This is a genomic window from Acidobacteriota bacterium, from assembly GCA_016196065.1.
Taxonomy (GTDB): Bacteria; Acidobacteriota; Terriglobia; order Terriglobales; family Acidobacteriaceae; genus Acidiflorens.
Window position 1 is genome coordinate 286,820 of record JACPYL010000010.1, and the last position, 16,141, is coordinate 302,960.

At 57.9% G+C, this 16,141-nt stretch carries 12 protein-coding genes; 9 read left to right on the top strand and 3 right to left on the bottom strand.

Annotated features, from left to right (window positions below; genetic code table 11):
* Positions 1-125 precede the first annotated feature (125 nt).
* A complete protein-coding gene (locus HY010_04685; GenBank protein ID MBI3475005.1) occupies positions 126-812 on the bottom strand; it encodes a PilZ domain-containing protein in 687 nt (228 codons plus the stop codon).
* A gap of 560 nt (positions 813-1,372) precedes the next feature.
* On the opposite strand from HY010_04685, the gene HY010_04690 reads away from it, so the two are divergent.
* Together HY010_04690 and HY010_04695 are read left to right on the top strand one after the other, a co-directional pair.
* Complete coding sequence (locus HY010_04690) at positions 1,373-4,108, top strand: DUF1800 domain-containing protein (protein ID MBI3475006.1); 2,736 nt, start codon at positions 1,373-1,375, stop codon at positions 4,106-4,108.
* 35 nt (positions 4,109-4,143) lie between these two features.
* Positions 4,144-5,535, top strand: coding sequence for a DUF1501 domain-containing protein (locus tag HY010_04695; protein MBI3475007.1), 1,392 nt, complete (start codon positions 4,144-4,146; stop codon positions 5,533-5,535).
* Between the two features lie 57 nt (positions 5,536-5,592).
* Here HY010_04695 and HY010_04700 read toward each other — a convergent pair whose 3' ends face one another.
* The gene (locus tag HY010_04700) at positions 5,593-7,227 is read right to left on the bottom strand and encodes an AsmA family protein (protein ID MBI3475008.1); all 1,635 of its coding nucleotides are present in this window, start codon (positions 7,225-7,227) and stop codon (positions 5,593-5,595) included.
* A 342-nt stretch (positions 7,228-7,569) separates the two neighbouring features.
* On the opposite strand from HY010_04700, the gene HY010_04705 reads away from it, so the two are divergent.
* The 5 genes from HY010_04705 to HY010_04725 all read left to right on the top strand — a co-directional run bounded on the left by HY010_04705 (position 7,570) and on the right by HY010_04725 (position 13,260).
* On the top strand, positions 7,570-8,685 hold the full coding sequence (locus HY010_04705) for a M20/M25/M40 family metallo-hydrolase (GenBank protein MBI3475009.1): 1,116 nt from the start codon (positions 7,570-7,572) through the stop codon (positions 8,683-8,685).
* Entirely contained in the window at positions 8,685-10,403 is a 1,719-nt protein-coding gene (locus HY010_04710; protein MBI3475010.1) for an amidohydrolase, read from the top strand. The genes HY010_04705 and HY010_04710 overlap by 1 nt, the downstream gene beginning before the upstream one ends.
* A 98-nt stretch (positions 10,404-10,501) precedes the next feature.
* The gene (locus HY010_04715; GenBank protein MBI3475011.1) at positions 10,502-10,813 is read left to right on the top strand and encodes a hypothetical protein; all 312 of its coding nucleotides are present in this window, start codon (positions 10,502-10,504) and stop codon (positions 10,811-10,813) included.
* A gap of 202 nt (positions 10,814-11,015) precedes the next feature.
* Positions 11,016-12,605: a Do family serine endopeptidase gene (locus HY010_04720; GenBank protein ID MBI3475012.1), complete on the top strand. Its 1,590-nt coding sequence runs from the start codon at positions 11,016-11,018 to the stop codon at positions 12,603-12,605.
* Positions 12,606-12,711: 106 nt separating this feature from the next.
* Positions 12,712-13,260, top strand: a complete 549-nt coding sequence (locus HY010_04725) for a peptidoglycan-binding protein (GenBank protein ID MBI3475013.1) — start codon at positions 12,712-12,714, stop codon at positions 13,258-13,260.
* Between the two features lie 54 nt (positions 13,261-13,314).
* Here the strand turns inward: HY010_04725 and HY010_04730 are convergent, their stop codons facing one another.
* Positions 13,315-14,049, bottom strand: coding sequence for an exopolysaccharide biosynthesis protein (locus HY010_04730; GenBank protein MBI3475014.1), 735 nt, complete (start codon positions 14,047-14,049; stop codon positions 13,315-13,317).
* A gap of 244 nt (positions 14,050-14,293) precedes the next feature.
* Here HY010_04730 and HY010_04735 point away from each other — a divergent pair, with 244 nt between their 5' ends.
* Both HY010_04735 and HY010_04740 read left to right on the top strand, forming a co-directional pair.
* A complete protein-coding gene (locus HY010_04735; GenBank protein ID MBI3475015.1) occupies positions 14,294-14,614 on the top strand; it encodes a PqqD family protein in 321 nt (106 codons plus the stop codon).
* Positions 14,615-14,756: 142 nt separating this feature from the next.
* The gene (locus tag HY010_04740; GenBank protein ID MBI3475016.1) at positions 14,757-16,019 is read left to right on the top strand and encodes a radical SAM protein; all 1,263 of its coding nucleotides are present in this window, start codon (positions 14,757-14,759) and stop codon (positions 16,017-16,019) included.
* The last annotated feature ends 122 nt before the right edge of the window (positions 16,020-16,141 follow it).

Sequence of the window (16,141 nt, forward strand, 5' to 3'; positions counted from 1 at the left end):
TTGGATGCGGGCTGCGAGCTAAGAGCTTCGGGCTTGAGGCTTCGGGCTTGAGGTTTCGGGATGCGGGCCCCGAGCTTGGCAGGAAATGTTTGAGCAGTTTCAAGCTCGTAGCTCGTAGCTTCTTCTTAGCGCTTCAGTTGCGCAACGTACGCATTGCCGCTTTGTCCTTTGCGGGCAGCGCTTTCGATGAACTTGAGGAATTCACGCAGATGTTCTTTCTCCATCAATTCCGCTTCGGAGAATTTCACGCGCACGCCAAACGAGGGCGCGCTACGTGTGACGATCCCATTGAGGATGACGCCCTTGACCCAGATTTTTCCGTTGGCGACCCACAACCCAATCCCCACGGTTCGACCGGGAGGAATCGGTGTGGCGGTTTCGACGAAGCAACCGCCTCGGCCCACGTTGGAAAGATTGCCCCACACGGGCCCTTCCAGTCCTTCGATGTGCAGTTCGACCGCGATAAAGCATTTCACGCGCGCAAACCGGCGACGATCCTGCGCGGTTTGTGCGCCAAACAATTCGGGTTCAAAAGGAGGCGTGTCGTCGATCGGTTGCGGATGAGGCATGGGCGCCGACTTAACTGCAGCGGCGGGCGGTGCACCGTTTGCGCTCGCGACCGCGGCACGAGCCTTGACCGCTGAGTCCTTGATTTCGCGCATCGCCGTGAGCAGAGCCTGCTCACGCTTCTCGGGAGACACCTCGCGGTAGGTCTGCAAGAGTTTGCCGAGGTGGCTAACCAGATCAGGATCGGTCAACAGACGAGTCCAATCCGATCCTTTTGCGGGCGATTCTTTTGTCGAATCCTTCATGCGGAACGGCTTACCTCACGCACTATGAGCGTAAAAATAGGACGCGCTTGCTTCTCTAAGATGTGACGGCGGGTGCTGGTTACGCAAGTGACTAAGGTCACTCGGCGGCATTCCCTGGAGTGCAAAGGCACCAGGAAATTGTGTTGCAAACCCGCAATCCATCAGTGGCTCGTGGGCGGTTTACCGTTGATGGACGATCAGAATCCAGAATCGCTGGGGCGCGCAAGAGCCTAATGCATCGTCTCCTTGATTTCACGCGACGGGCAACTTTCCTGACTCGTGACACAGTCGAATGTGCACGGAAGAAAATACGCGAGCACCGAGAAATCGCTGCGTGCCGTTGCGACTCCATGAGTGGCCAGATGTCTGCCGCCATGTGTCCGTAATCCGATTTGCGTGGTGACCGTGCGGACCTCGACCGCGCGCCCACATCGCAACTTCTTTACCTGACCGTACGCTGTACTTTCGAGTGCACCTCTGGGACGTATCTCAAAAATCTGTTCGCACATATGCTTGGCCTCAATTCCGGTCAGAGTTTCTGACTGCTTGGGGTGGAACCGATGCTCAGCATAATCGCGAAGAAGCGAATCCAACTCGGACTGGCTCTTCTTGTTGGTCTGAGCGCGGCGCTCACAGGTTGCGGAATTATCGGAGGCGATCACTCCAGCAACAGTGTCGTCGTCTCGCCGTCGAGTGCTGAAGTTCGCGCCGGTGACACTCTGCAATTCAGCGCACAGGTAAACGGCGGTGGAAACGCGCCGACAGCGGGCTCAGCCCCTACCGGTGGTCCCGGGCCCGATGGCCACCGCAAGAATTTCATGGGCAAAGTCCAGGCGCAGTCGAATGCAGATGCCCAGGTGCAGTGGTCAGTCAATGGAATTGCCGGCGGCAATGCGACGGTCGGAACAATCAGCGATGCAGGTTTGTATACGGCACCAGCCGCGCTCCCCGACCCAACATCCGTGCAAGTCACCGCGACGAACGTTGCCGATATGACATCCGGTGACGCGGCGGTCACGCTCGAGAATCCAGTGCCGGCCGTGCAAAGCGTGCAGCCGGATCCCGTCAACGTGGGCGCCGTTACTTTGACCGTCAACGGTTCGAAGTTTGTAAAAGGCGCGCAAGTTTTCTGGAAGAGCACCGCGCTGACCACGACATTTGTTTCCGCAAGCAAGCTCACTGCGACCGGGACTGCCGCTCAGTCTGATATCGGCAAAGTGCCGATCACGGTGAAGAATCCGGATCCCGGGGCGGTTACTTCGAAGACTGCTTACTCGCTGACGGTGAATGCCCCGCTCAACATCCAGGTGAAAGTAACGCCGGCAACGGCGCAGGTTCGAACCGGCGTGAAGCAACAATTTTCTGCGACGGTCACCGGGACCAGCAATACAGCGGTGACGTGGTCAGTGAGCGGCGTTGCCGGCGGAAACGCGACGCTCGGCATGGTGGATACGGGTGGCATGTACACGGCACCGGCGAGTGTTCCGAATTCAAATCCAGTGAGTGTAACTGCGACCAGTGTCGCCGATAGCCGCGCCGCCGCATCCGGCGCGGCTACCATTTTCAATCCCGTTCCCGTGCTGACGGCCGTTGCTCCCACTACCGTCAATGTCGGCAATTTCACGTTGACGGCAACCGGTTCGAAATTCGTCAACGGGGCAGTGGTTGTTTTCGGTGGACAATTTCTCACGACAACGTTCAATAACTCCACGCAACTCACCGCCTCCGGAACCGCTACGGACCAGCAAGTGGGCACGGTGCAGGTGACGGTGCAGAATCCGAATCCGGGTTCGGCGAATTCGAACGCGCTCCCGGTACAAGTTTCCGCGCAAGGCAATCAGGTGACGGCCGCTGCTGCCGCGCGGTTCCTTGAACAATCGAGTTGGGGACCAACCCAGCAGACGATCGCGCAAGTCCAGGGCGCCGGTTTCAAAGGCTTCCTGACACAGCAATTCAGTGCGCCGGCTGTTTCCTACAAGACGCCTGGTCCGAACGACGATCTGCGTTTCGTGCAGAAACAGTTTTTCGTGAACGCCGCGCAGGGGCAGGATCAGCTGCGCCAGCGCGTTGCCTTCGCCCTGAACGAGATCATGGTGGTGTCGGCGCGCAAGATCGGCGATCCAAGCGCCTTCTCGTTGTGGATGAACATGATGCAGACCGATTCCTTCGGGAATTTCTCGACGTTGTTGAAGGACGTCACGCTGAGTCCGGCGATGGGCAACTATCTCGACATGGCCAACAACGACGGCTGCAACGGATGTTCGCCCAATGAAAATTACGCCCGCGAAGTGATGCAGCTGTTCACCATCGGGCTCGTGCAGCTCAATCCGGACGGCACGCCCCAGACCGATGGCTCGGGCAATCCAATCCCAACTTACTCGCAGGACACCATCGAAGGATTTGCGCACACCTTCACGGGCTGGTCGTATCCGCCCCAGCCGGGAAAGAGTCCGCAGTTCTACTCCGACCGCTACTACAGCGGCCCGATGCTTCCTTTCGACAACCATCACGACAAAGGAGCCAAGCTGCTATTGAACGGCGTCAGCCTGTCGGCAGGCGGAACCGCGCAAGCTGACCTCGATGCCGCGCTCGCGAATATTTTCAATCATCCGAACGTGGGACCGTTCATCTCGAAGCAGCTGATCCAGAAGCTGGTGATGAGCAACCCGAGCCCGGACTATGTGTCGCGTGTTGCGCAGGTGTTCAACGACAACGGCAGCGGAGTGCGTGGAGACATGAAGGCAGTGATCAGCGCGATCCTGCTCGATCCCGAAGCGCGCCGCGGTGACGATCCCGCACAGGTGCAGTCTAGCGACGGCCATTTGAAGGAGCCGTTGCTCCAAATGATTAGCGTCATGCGGGCACTGAACGCGACTACCGATGGCGACAACCTCATGTACTACGGCAGCGACATGCGCCAGGAACCGTTCAACTCGACGACCGTATTCAATTTCTATCCGCCAAACTACGTGATTCCGGGCACGCAGCTGCTGGGACCGGAATTCAAGATCCTGAATACCAGCACGACGATTTCACGCATCAACTTCGTGAATGACATCGTGTACGGCAGCGTGGGGCAGAACACGAAGACAGATATTTCCAGTTACGTTGCGGTTGCGGGCGACGTCAACAAACTACTCGACCTGGTGTCGAGCGTCATGCTGCATGGCCAGATGTCCGATAGCATGCGCAGCACGCTGGTCAGCACCATTACACCGATTACCGACACAAAACGCCGAGCGAAGGCGGCTCTTTACCTGGTGGGCAGTTCGTCCCAGGCGCAAGTGCAACATTGATTTGAAAACTGACGCCATCGGCACACGGAGGAACCATGCCCCGACGAATGTCACGACGAGATTTTCTGCATAAGACTTGCTGTGTGGCCACGGCAGGCGTAGCCGCGGCCAGCTTCAGTCGGCTCGGCCTCATTAATGCCATGGCCCAGACCGGCTCGGACTACAAGGCGCTGGTCTGCGTCTTCCTGTTTGGCGGCAATGATGCCAACAATCTGATCGTGCCCCTCAGCAGCAGCGACTATGCCAACTACGCCAAGGTCCGAGCGGGCCTCGCGCTCGCGCAGGGCAATCTCCTGCCGGTCACACCCCCAAGCATTGGTTCGCCGTTCGGCTTCCACCCGAAGCTCGCGGAACTGCGAAACCTGTTTAATTCGGGGCAAGTCGCGCTGCTCACCAACGTCGGCACGCTGATTCGTCCGACGACGCGCGACCAGTATTTACGCGGCCAGGTCGCGGTTCCCGAGAATCTTTACTCGCACTCCGACCAGCAGCAGCAGATGCAGACGGCCACACTCGACAAGTTTGCCGAGGTCGGTTGGGGCGGACGTTTGGCGGACAAGATCCAATCGCAATTCGGCGGAAATTTTCCTGTCGTAATTTCGCTGGCGGGCAGCAACGTATTTGCGGAAGGGCTTGTCGTCCGGCCGATTGAATCCAGCGGTGACCCGACGCGCCTGCTCTCCGGCTTCAACGGATCGGGCGAAGACAACGCACGTCTCGCCGCGCTGCAAAACCTGCTGACATTCGATACGGGTCTGTCGTTGATCCAGTCTTCGAGTACGATCACGTCCAACGCGGTGCAGGACAGCCAGACGCTTGCCGCCGCGCTGGCGCAGGGCACGCCGCTCGCGACTCCATTTCCACAAACCAACCTCGGCAATCAGTTGAAGCAGGTCGCACAGATTATTCAAGTGCGGTCGGCCCTGGGGTTGTCACGCCAGATATTTTTCGTCTCGATCGACGGCTTCGACACTCACGAGGGCCAGCTGGCACAGCAGGACAGCCTTTTCCAGAATCTCAGCCAGTCGATGAATGCGTTCTACCAGGCGACCGTGGAAATGAGTGTGCCGCAGCAGGTGACGAGTTTCACGATGTCCGATTTCAGCCGCACGTTCTCGCCGGACAGCACGGCTGGCACCGATCACGCGTGGGGCAGTCATCACATGATCGCGGGAGGCGCCGTGGCGGGCGGAGACTTCTACGGCAAGTTCCCAACGCAGGTGTTGAGTGGACCCGACGATGCCACCGATGAAGGACGATGGATTCCGACGACATCGCTTGATCAGTATGGAGCGACGCTGGCACAGTGGTTTGGAGTCGCCCCGTCGGACTTGCCGTCGATCTTTCCGAATCTGCCGAACTTCACGAACCCAACGTTGGGCTTTATCGGGACAGGAGCGCGGCAGTCAAAGCGAACGAAGGCGTGAGGCAAATGAAGTTTGGTGTAGAGACGGGGCTTGCCCCGTCTCTACGGATGGGTTCGCTTAGTTCTTCTTCTTTTTGCCAAATAATCCGGTGAGCGCATCGATCGGATTATTTTGATTGGGAGCGCCCGCTTTCACGCCGCCCAGCAAGCCCTTGAGTTGGCCGCCGACGATGCCTTTCACGTCCGGCACGAACGTCGGATTCGAGGTAGTGCCTTGAATCATGAATGGAATGCTGCCGGTGCCTTTGCCGCCAAGTCCAGCGATCTGCGTGAGGCCGGTCACCGCGCCACCAGTGAGATTGGCAGCCATGTTGAAGTTGAGCGCGCCACCCGGACTTACTGTACCGGCGCCGTTAACCGTACCCAGTGCGGGAATCACGAGGCTGATCTTGTCCAGTTTCGTTCCTTCGGGTGCTACGCGAACGTCTGAACTCAGGTTCTGAATGCTGGTGTCGTTGCCAGTTTGCTTTCCTGACAGCGCCGAGATGGCGGACATCTTCGATCCCAGGTTGAAGCCGGAGAGTTCTGAATTGCTTAACTTTACAGAGCCGGTGGTGACCAGCTTGTCGACTGGACCGACGGAATCCAGATCAAGCGAGAGCGTCCCGCCGTTCAATTGCGAACCGGGAGGAAGAACAACTCCAACTGCAGGAAGTACCGCTTCCAACTCATCCACTGGCATGTTCTGGCCAAGAAGTTTGGTGCGGATCGACGTTGCTTCACCGTGCGTGTCATACGTGCCCGTGAGTTTCGCCAGGGCTTTTCCCATGGCGACGTCGCCTCGCACAATGCGGCCAGCTTCGGTCTGGAGATTATGTTCGACTACGAACTGCACCTGGATGGGCCGGGCGGAAGGCGCGCCTTTCGGGGTCAATTTCAAGTTCGTGGTTTTCAACGTTCCGTCCGCCTTGACCGCATGGCCGTCGGATGCGACGGAGCCCTCAAAGTCAGCGAGTCCGCTAATGCCGGAGTTGGGATCGACCAGAGCCGATTGCGACATGTCCAGTTTCTTAATATCCAATTTCGCTTGCAACGGAGAAAGCGAGACATCATTGGAATTGATTGGGCCGAGGGTGCCATCGAGTTTCAGGCTGCCGCCGCCGGGCAATGCGAGCGACACCGTGAGTGGGAAGGCGCTCGTCAAACTGAGATTGCGCACCAGGATGTCGACCTTGTCGTACACAATCGGCTTGCGCTTGGACGGAATCGATCCGAAAGAAATCTTCCCGTTGGTCAACTCGAGCTTGCCTACACTCAGATTGCTCGGGCTGGACGATTTTTCCGCGGGTTTGTTTTTTTCGCTGGAACTCGCGAGCGAAGAGAAATTCCACACGCCCGCCTGGTTGCGCAGGAGCGCGATTTCGGGTTCGCTAATTACGATCTCGGTGACGTTGAGTTGCTTGCTGAAGATGAGTGGCATCATTTCGAGGCCGACTTTCAGGGACTTCGCTTTGATGAATGGGGCATTGCTGAACTTGGGATCGTCCGCGATGGAGAGTTCATCCGCGCCGACTCCGCCGGAAAGGATACTCAGGCTGAGATTGCCGACCTTGACCGGCCGCCCAAGGGCGTCCGTCAAGCGAGATTCGATCTGCGGACGGAAACTATTTACGTTAATAAGGAACGGCAGCGCAAGCGCGGCCACGATCAGCACGACAACCACGACACCGATGATCTTGAGTGCGGTTTTCACGATTATTCCTCCTCCGGGCGGGACAAAAACGGAGCACACTGCAGGAGCGGCAAAAATAACTTACAAGTCAAATTGCAAAATCATTACCACCAAAGGCACCAAGGAATTCACGAAGGTTCACAAAGGAATTGCAATGGACCCACCACCAAAAATCACGCCCAGTTTAACAGAATCTCCACCGTTGTTAAGATAGCTGCGAGGCCCCATTTGACGTCCCACTCAGCCGCTTCCGATTTGTATCCGTCAGTGCAGCACGAGGTCGAGCGTCTGTCTGCATTGTCGGAGGTGCGTTCTGCGTTCGCATGGCTGCACGCCCATGAGTCGCGGCTGGCTGACTATCAGATGGAAGTGGCGCGAATCGCGGCACCCCCGTTTGGCGAGGCGGCTCGCAGTACGTGGCTTGCCGACCGTTTTCGCGAGATCGGACTGAGCGACGTTGAAGTCGACAAGGTGGGAAACGTTTTTGCGATCCATCCCGGATACGGTAGCCGTTACGTCGCGCTGAGCGCACATATCGACACCGTGTTTCCCGCGACAACCCCACTGAATATCCGGCAACAGGGAAGCAAGTTATTCGGGCCCGGGGTCTCCGACAACGGAGCGGGCATCGCGGCCATGCTCGGTATTGCCCATGCGCTACAGGCGGCGCGGATTCCGCACGCCCTGCCGTTTGTCTTTATCGGAAATGTTGGCGAGGAAGGCGAAGGCGACTTGCGCGGCATGCGGCACGTATTTGCGACGCCTCGCTGGGACAAGGCGATTGCCTACAGCGTGGTGGTGGACGGAGCCGGTTCCGACACCATCGTCGCGGAGGCGCTCGGCAGCCGGCGTTTTGAAGTAATCGTCCGCGGTCCGGGCGGGCACTCGTGGAGCGACTTTGGATCGCCCAATCCCATCATTGTGCTGGCTCGCACGATTGATTGCTTCAGCGAAACTCCGGTTCCCATGTCGCCCAAGACGACATTTAATGTGGGAGTGATCCGAGGCGGGACGTCGGTGAATTCCATTCCTGAATCCGCCAGCATGCGGGTCGATTTGCGTTCCACGTCCATGGCGGAGATCGACCGGCTTGAAGGCTCACTACGTCGCGCGCTCGAGCGGGCCGTCAAAATGGAAAACGAGGATGCATCGCAAAATGCCATGCGGAAACCGCAGGCAGTGCACAGTGAAGTGGTCGAGATCGGGAACCGGCCGGCGGGCGAACTTGCAACCGATGCACGGGTGTTCAAAGTCATTCGTGCGGTGGATGCGCATCTCGGCAACACGGCTCAGGTGCAGCGTGCTTCCACGGACGCAAATATCCCGCTTTCATTGGGCCGCGAAGCCATCGCCATCGGCGGAGGCGGCGCGGGTGGCGGTGCGCACACGTTGCAAGAATGGTTCGACTGTAACGGAAGAGACCTTGGATTGAAACGCATCCTGCTTACAATGCTCACACTGGCCGGAAGTGGAGAATAATGCGAACTGTATTGATACTCGCCGCAAGCCTGGTCGTGAGCGTGTCCGCACAGAACGCGCCGGACAAGCCCAAGGCTGACATCATCTTCACGCACGGCAACGTTTATACGGGCAGCATGGATCCAACTTCCCTGGCCGCTACCCAGCGGGGGGACTCCGTGGCCATTCGCGGTGATCGCATTCTTGCGGTTGGATCTCGCGAGGAAGTTCTCAAGACCAAGGGGCCGGACACCAAGATCGTCGATCTGGCGGGCCACTTCGTGATGCCCGGATTCAATGACGCGCATGTCCATATGGCTCACGCCGGGCAAGAAAAGTCGAACGTGAATTTGCTCGGTACGAAGACTCTGGACGAATTCCGCAACCGCGTTCTCGCCGGAGTGGCGAAAGCCGCGCCCGGAGAATGGATCGTGGGCGGAGGATGGGACGAAACTCTCTGGCCGGTCAAGGTCATGCCCACGCGCTGGGACCTCGATGAGGTCGCGTCCGGCCACCCCATTTATCTGGATCGCGTGGATGGACACGTTGGAGTCGCCAGCACGCGCGCCCTGCAACTGGCCAGCATTACCGTAGCCAGCAAAGAACCTGCCGGAGGGAAGATCGATCGCGACGAAGCGGGAACGCCGAACGGAATTCTGCGGGAAACGGCGCGGGATGCGGTCCGGACAGTGATTCCCAAACCCAGCCACGACAAACTACGGCAGGCGATTGAACTCGCTCTGGCCGATATGGCCAGCCACGGCGTTACATCCGCGCAGGACAACTCAAGTTGGGAAGATTTCAAGATTTACGAAGAGCTTGAAAAGGAAGGAAAGCTAACCGCGCGCATCTCAGAGTGGTTGCCGTTCAGCGACTCCCTGGAGAGCCTGAACCGCAAGCGCAGTTCTCATCCAGCCAATGACAACATGCTGCATACCGGCATGCTGAAAGGCATGATGGACGGCTCGCTGGGAGCGAAAACTGCTGCGTTGCTGGAGCCGTACAACGACGATCCCAAGAATTCGGGCCTGCCTCAATACGACGCCGCCAAGCTGAATGCGATGGCCTCGGAGCGCGTGCTCGCCGGCTACCAGTTGGGCTTTCATGCGATCGGGGATCAAGCCGCGCAACTCTCCCTGGATGCTTTTGCGGATGCGCAGAAGTTCGCAAAAGAAAACAAGGTGAAGGGCGCCGACGGTGGAAATGACTATCGCCTGCGCATTGAGCATGCCCAGGTCACTTCGCCGCAGCAGATAGTGCGCTTCAAGGAACTGAAAGTAATCGCCTCCATGCAGCCCAGTCACCTGCTGACCGATATGAACTGGGCGGAGTCGCGCCTGGGAACGAAACGGGCGGAACATTCTTATGCCTGGGCGGAATTCCTGAAGCGAGGAGTTGTGCTCGCTTTCGGAACAGACTATCCCGTCGAACCGGTGACGCCCTTCCGTGGACTGTATGTGGCGGTGACCAGGCAGAACGAAAGCGGCAAGAAGACCTACTATCCCGAGCAGAAGATCAGCATCGAGCAAGCGATCGCCGCGTACACAATGGGGTCGGCATTCGCAGAGTTTGCCGAGAAACAAAAAGGCAAGCTGGAGCCTGGAATGCTCGCCGACTTCGTCGTTCTGGATCGCGATATCACGTCCGTGCCTGCAGCCAAGATTCTCGAAACGAAAGTTCTCCGCACGGTAGTGGGCGGCAAGACGGTCTTCGAAGCTGAAAAGACAGGTCAGAAGTAAGAAGTCAGATTGCAGAAGTACAATCCGGAGAGGCGACAGGCTTCCGGAATCTCGGAGTCCAGCTTCGTCAATTTCACTTTTCACTTCTGCATCCCTATATGACTTGGAAGGAACGGGAGCGGGCGTTTTACATCGGGGCTCCGCTGGCGGTCGTTCCGGCCTTGAGTTTCCTTCCTGCTGTCATGTTTCTGCTGGTTGTCCCCAGGATTGCCCATGCGCAACTGATCGCTTTCGTGCTGCTCCCAGTCCTTGGGGTGGCGGGCGGCCTGGGGCTCTGGAAGTTGGCGCTGGGAGCCGTGCAACGGCCGTTTGGGATCCTGAATGCCCTCAGTTTTGCTGCGATTTTTGTCATCCTTGTGATCGCCGGATATACGGGGCTATTCCTGGCGCTGATTACGGTTAAGTTCTAGAAAACAGTTCTCGGTTGCCGGTTCTCAGTTCTCAGTGAAAATCCAATCAACCGGGCATTTTCTGAGAACTGGGAACTGGCAACTGAGAACTGATGTTAACGCGGAGAGGGTTTTGTGCGTCTAACCAACCAATACACTTCTACGGGGCACACTCTGTGCGAAGGTATAATGCGTTAAGGCACGTATTTTCAGGAGGAAAGAAATGGAATCGCGCGAAAGCGCCTTTTGGGTGCGCTTCAAGGCCAAGCGCTGGGCGTACACCCTCACGATTTTGGCGACACTGACTGTCGGCATTCTGGTTGGAACGATTGTTTCGTCTGGGGTAAAAGGCAAAGAGGGGCAGACTGGGTCCGATGCCACTCCTTTGACGATTCCCGCGGCGCAGCAGCATGCCAATGAGTTTTCGAAGATTTCCAAGCAACTCGAGCCGAGCGTCGTGAACATCAACACCGAATCGACGATCAAAAGCCCGAAGCGACGCGGACGCGCTCCGCAGGCCGATCCTGGAGATCAGGGTGGTGGCGGCGACGACAACGGCGGTTTCCAGGATTTCTTTGATAAATTTTTCGGCGGCCAGGGCGGAGCCGATGGTGGCAACGTTCGCCAGCGTTCACTCGGTTCAGGCGTGATTGTGGACCCCAAGGGATACATTGTCACGAACCGCCACGTGGTCGAAAAAGCCGATCGCATCCGCGTGAAGTTGCAGGATGAACCGCCTGCCGCGCCGGGCCATGATGCCAAGTTGATTGGCATGGACCAGGAAACGGATCTGGCTGTGATCAAGATCGAAACCGATCGCCCTCTTCCCGTCGCAAAGCTCGGCAACTCCGACAGCATGGAAGTTGGCGACTGGGTGCTGGCAATCGGTAGTCCCTTTGGATTGCAGGAAACGGTGACTGCGGGAATCGTGTCCGCGAAGGGACGCAACATTGTCCCCAACCGCCAGTTCCAGTCGTTCATTCAGACCGATGCTGCGATCAACCCGGGTAACTCCGGCGGCCCGCTTGTCAACATGAATGGTGAGGTGATCGGCATCAACACCGCGATCCTCACGGAAACCAGTTCCTACGCAGGCGTTGGTTTCGCGATGCCCTCGAATACCGTGGCCCAGGTCTACAACCAGCTGGTTGGACCGGACCACCGCGTTTCGCGTGGTTCGATTGGTATCGAGTTCGCAGCGCAACCGAATCCGGCGATTGCTCGCATCTACGGATCGGGCGTGACCGTATCGAACGTGGTTGCCGGCAGTCCCGCGGAAACCGCTGGCCTCAAGATCGGCGACACGATTACTTCCGTCGACGGCAAAGAATTGAAGTCGGGCGACGAACTGGTGGCAGATATCGCCGCCCGCAAGCCTGGGACAAAGGCGAAGCTCAACTTTGTCCGCAACGGAAAGAAGCAGGACACCACCGTTACGATCGCAGACCGCTCCAAGCTTTTCGCTTCCCGCTTAGGCGATGAAGAGGAAGGGCAAGGCGCGGAAGAACCGAAGCCCAGCAAGACGGGAATTACGGTTCGCGCGATCACTCCGGAAATTGCGGATCGCCTGAACATTCCCGCCAACAAAGGCGTGGTCGTCCAGGACGTGAAGCAAGGGTCATTCGCCGAGGATGTCGGTTTGAACCGGGGCGATGTGATCCTCGAAGTGAACAAACAGCCTGTCAACAGTGCTGACGATTTCACGAATATCGAGTCGTCGATGAAGAGTGGACAGGATATGGTGTTCCTGGTTCGGCCGCGTGGTTCGCGGGCACAGGATGGAACGATCTTCCTGGCCGGAACACTTCCGTAACATTACGGCACACCGGCGAGACTGGCGCTGCACCCCCGGTTCGGGGCTATCATGCAGCTAGTTTCGCCGGTTGTCTTTTGGGCGGAATCGAGTAGTTGAAATTCAGATGCCGACTTCTTCTTCAATCCGGAATGGGCTGATCACGCTTCTGTGCGGAGCCGTGGTTGCGTCCGCGCCATTGTCGTCGGCTACTACAACGAAGAAGAAATCGACCAAGACAGCCAGTCACTCTTCGACGAGCGCGAGCCATTCTACGGCGAAGTCATCCAGCCACAGGAAGCATTCGCGGACAAAAGCGAAAGGCAAGAGCGCAAGAACGCGGGGCCAGAAGGCGATTGAGTCGGAACGAGCGCAGAAGATTCAGGAAGCTCTGGTTCGCGAGCACTACATGGAAGGCGAGCCCTCCGGCAAATGGGACGATGCGACCCAAGCCGCGCTGCGGCGTTACCAGGCCGACCAGGGATGGCAATCGAAGTCCGTGCCAGACTCCCGCGCTCTCATTAAACTCGGCCTCGGTCCGAGTCATGATCACCTGCTGAATCCGGAAACCGCGATGACTACCAGTCCGGTTGCCGATGCCAAAGCGCCGGCCAAGCACGCACCTGCCGATGCCACCGCACCCTCTAGCGACACCTCACCCCGTCCGCAGCATTGAGAATCGCAGGTCCGCGAGAACTTCTTCCTGATTGTTAACCAACTTGTATTTTGACTAGTCCAAGACCGGCCGTGGAGAGTAAGGGATGGGTTTTCCCGCAATGACTGCTGCGGGATTGCTCTCCACAAGGGCCGCCGCGTACTCGACTCCAACCAGTTCAGCCGCCAGATCGCGAGCTTCGGAAAGGATAGGAACCCGGCGCCTGGTGTCGTGTGCATCGGTGGCGAGGAAATGAACGGCCGAGCGATCCAGCAGCCAGCGTGCGATGATCTCCGGACGTTCGCCCCATGATCCGGTCAGCGCTGAGGCGGTGACTTGGACCAGGCAGCCTTGCTCCGCCCACTCCAGGACGCGCTGCGGCGTCTGCTGCAGAATCGGGTTGCGTTCGGGATGGGTGAGGATCGGCCGCAGCCCACGATCGCCCAATCGGACAAAGCAATCCGCAATTTGCGCCGGAATACTGAAGTTGCTGAGTTCGATCAACAGGTAATTCGTATCGCCAATCGTGTAGTTGTGCGGCTGCTCCAGCGCGCGCTCCAGATTGTCGAAGGAAAGATGGAAGTCGCAACCCAGGCTCAGCTTTAACGTCGGCCCTATTTTGGCCTGGAGCTGTCCCAGAATCGCCTGCAGATAGCTGCGGTCGTACGCGTAGCGATCGTTCGCGTGGGGCGTCGCCACCATGTGGGTAATGCCATCTGCCGCCGCCATGCGGCACATTTCCATGGCGGCGTCCCAGGACTTGGGACCGTCGTCAACCTCGGGCAGGATGTGAGAGTGGATGTCGAACACGATTGCTCTCTCAATTCTAGAACAGAAATGCACGATCGAGTTGGCCGGCGGCGCCGGCATCGAGTCACGGTCTGCAACAGGTGATCAAGACGCGAAGCGCACCGCTCGAAGCGCTTCCGATGTGTTGGGAATCGCACATCTCCCTGTTATTGCAACTAGTTACTGATAAGACACCTTCCGCGATTCGCCGCTTGGCACCATCCACTCGTTCTGTGAAAGTAAACATTAGGGATCTCTCACTTTCATGGATATACAGCCGTTGGCGATTCCAGCAACTCAGTTGAGCGTGTACCGCCGCTCAAACGCGGTCGTGTCCCGGAAAATATCGGGTGAAACTCTGGTCGTTCCGATCCGAGGCAAGGTCGGGGATCTGGCCTCAATTTACAGCTTCAACGAATCAGGATCCGTGTTGTGGGCAGCGCTGGAAAAGCCCCGTTCGCTTGAGGAACTGGCTTCCGTTCTCTGTCAATCGTTCGATGTGGAACAGGGTGACGCCTGGCGGGATGCGGATGAGTTTGTGCAGGAAATGCAGGCAGCAGGATTGCTATCGGCCGTGGAGAGCTGACTCCCTATTTGGGAGAGGGATCGTAACCGTCGTTGGTCGTTAGTCGCTAAGTGATTGCGATCTGCAGCTAGCGACTATCGACCGCCGACATTTTCAGGGGGAGTGGAATGGGGCCATCAGTTGGGCTGGGCAGAGGGCAGCGATGAATACCCAGTCTTACGGAGCGTTCAGCCAGTCGCTTCATCAACGTTATTTCGGGGAGCGTGCGCCTCTCGAAGTATCGATTGAAGTGACGCGTCGCTGTCCCCTGGAATGCCAGCATTGCTACAACAATCTGCCGATGGGTGATCTGGCTGCTCGCAATCGTGAACTCACCAAAGAAGAGCATTTTCAACTGATCGATCAACTGGTGGATGTCGGTGCCTTCTGGCTGCTGTATTCGGGTGGAGAAATATTTGCGCGCAATGACTTCCTCGAGATCTATACCTACGCGAAGCAAAAAGGATTCCTGATCACGCTCTTTACGAATGGAATCCTGATCAATGAACGGATCGCCGACTATCTATTGGAATATCCGCCGTTCGCGATTGAGATCACTCTCTACGGACGCACCAAGAAGACGTACGAAGCGCTCACACAGATTCCAGGATCCTACGAGCGTTGCCTGCGCGGGATCGAGTTGCTGCGCGAGCGGGGATTGCCGTTGAAACTCAAAACCGTCCCCACCACGATCAACAAGCACGAAGTCTTCGCGATGAAGCGCTTTGCCGAAGATGATCTGGGGTTGGAGTTCAAGTTTGATGCGCAGATCAATCCGCGGATTGATTGCTCGCAGAGTCCGCTGGCAGTGCGGCTTTCGCCGGAAGAAGTGGTTGCGCTCGACATGCACTCGCCGAAAGCGGCTGAGGAATACCGGACGCTGGTGGAAAAAGATCTGGCGCGTCCGCCGGCGCTGGCTGAGATCGACACCGTGTATTTCTGCGGCGGCGGGATGAAGTCGTTTGCCATCGATCCCTACGGGCGCATGAGCATCTGCGTAATTTCCCAGCAGGACACCTACGACATCCGTCAGGGAAGCGTGCGCGAAGGCTGGGAGAAATTCCTGCTGGCCGTGCGTACGCAGAAACGGGCGCGTCCCACCAAGTGCGTGCAGTGCAAGATTCAGTCATTGTGCGGAATGTGTCCCGCGAATGGCGAACTTGAGAATGGCGACAAGGAGAGTCCGGTCGCGTTTCTTTGCGAAGCGGCTCATCTGCGCGCCGCCAGTCTTGGCCTGGAAACTCCGTCCCACGGCGATTGCGAATTTTGCACCGGAGCAGGAGAAGTGCGAGTCCGCGAAGCGGCGGCGCGAATCCGGTCGGCAGAAACGAACGTCGAGGATTGGATGGAATCGGTACCGGTTTTCCCGGTTCTCAACCAGGCTGCTCCCCGAACCGCCTGCAGTGGCTGCGGGACGGGACATTGAGGGCACGGATCGAATGATGGAACTGAATCAAGAGCCCGGAATACCGAAGAAGCCCTACGAACCACCTCGGGTGCTGGCGATCAACCTTCGCCCCGAAGAGGCGGTGCTGGGCAATTGCAAGA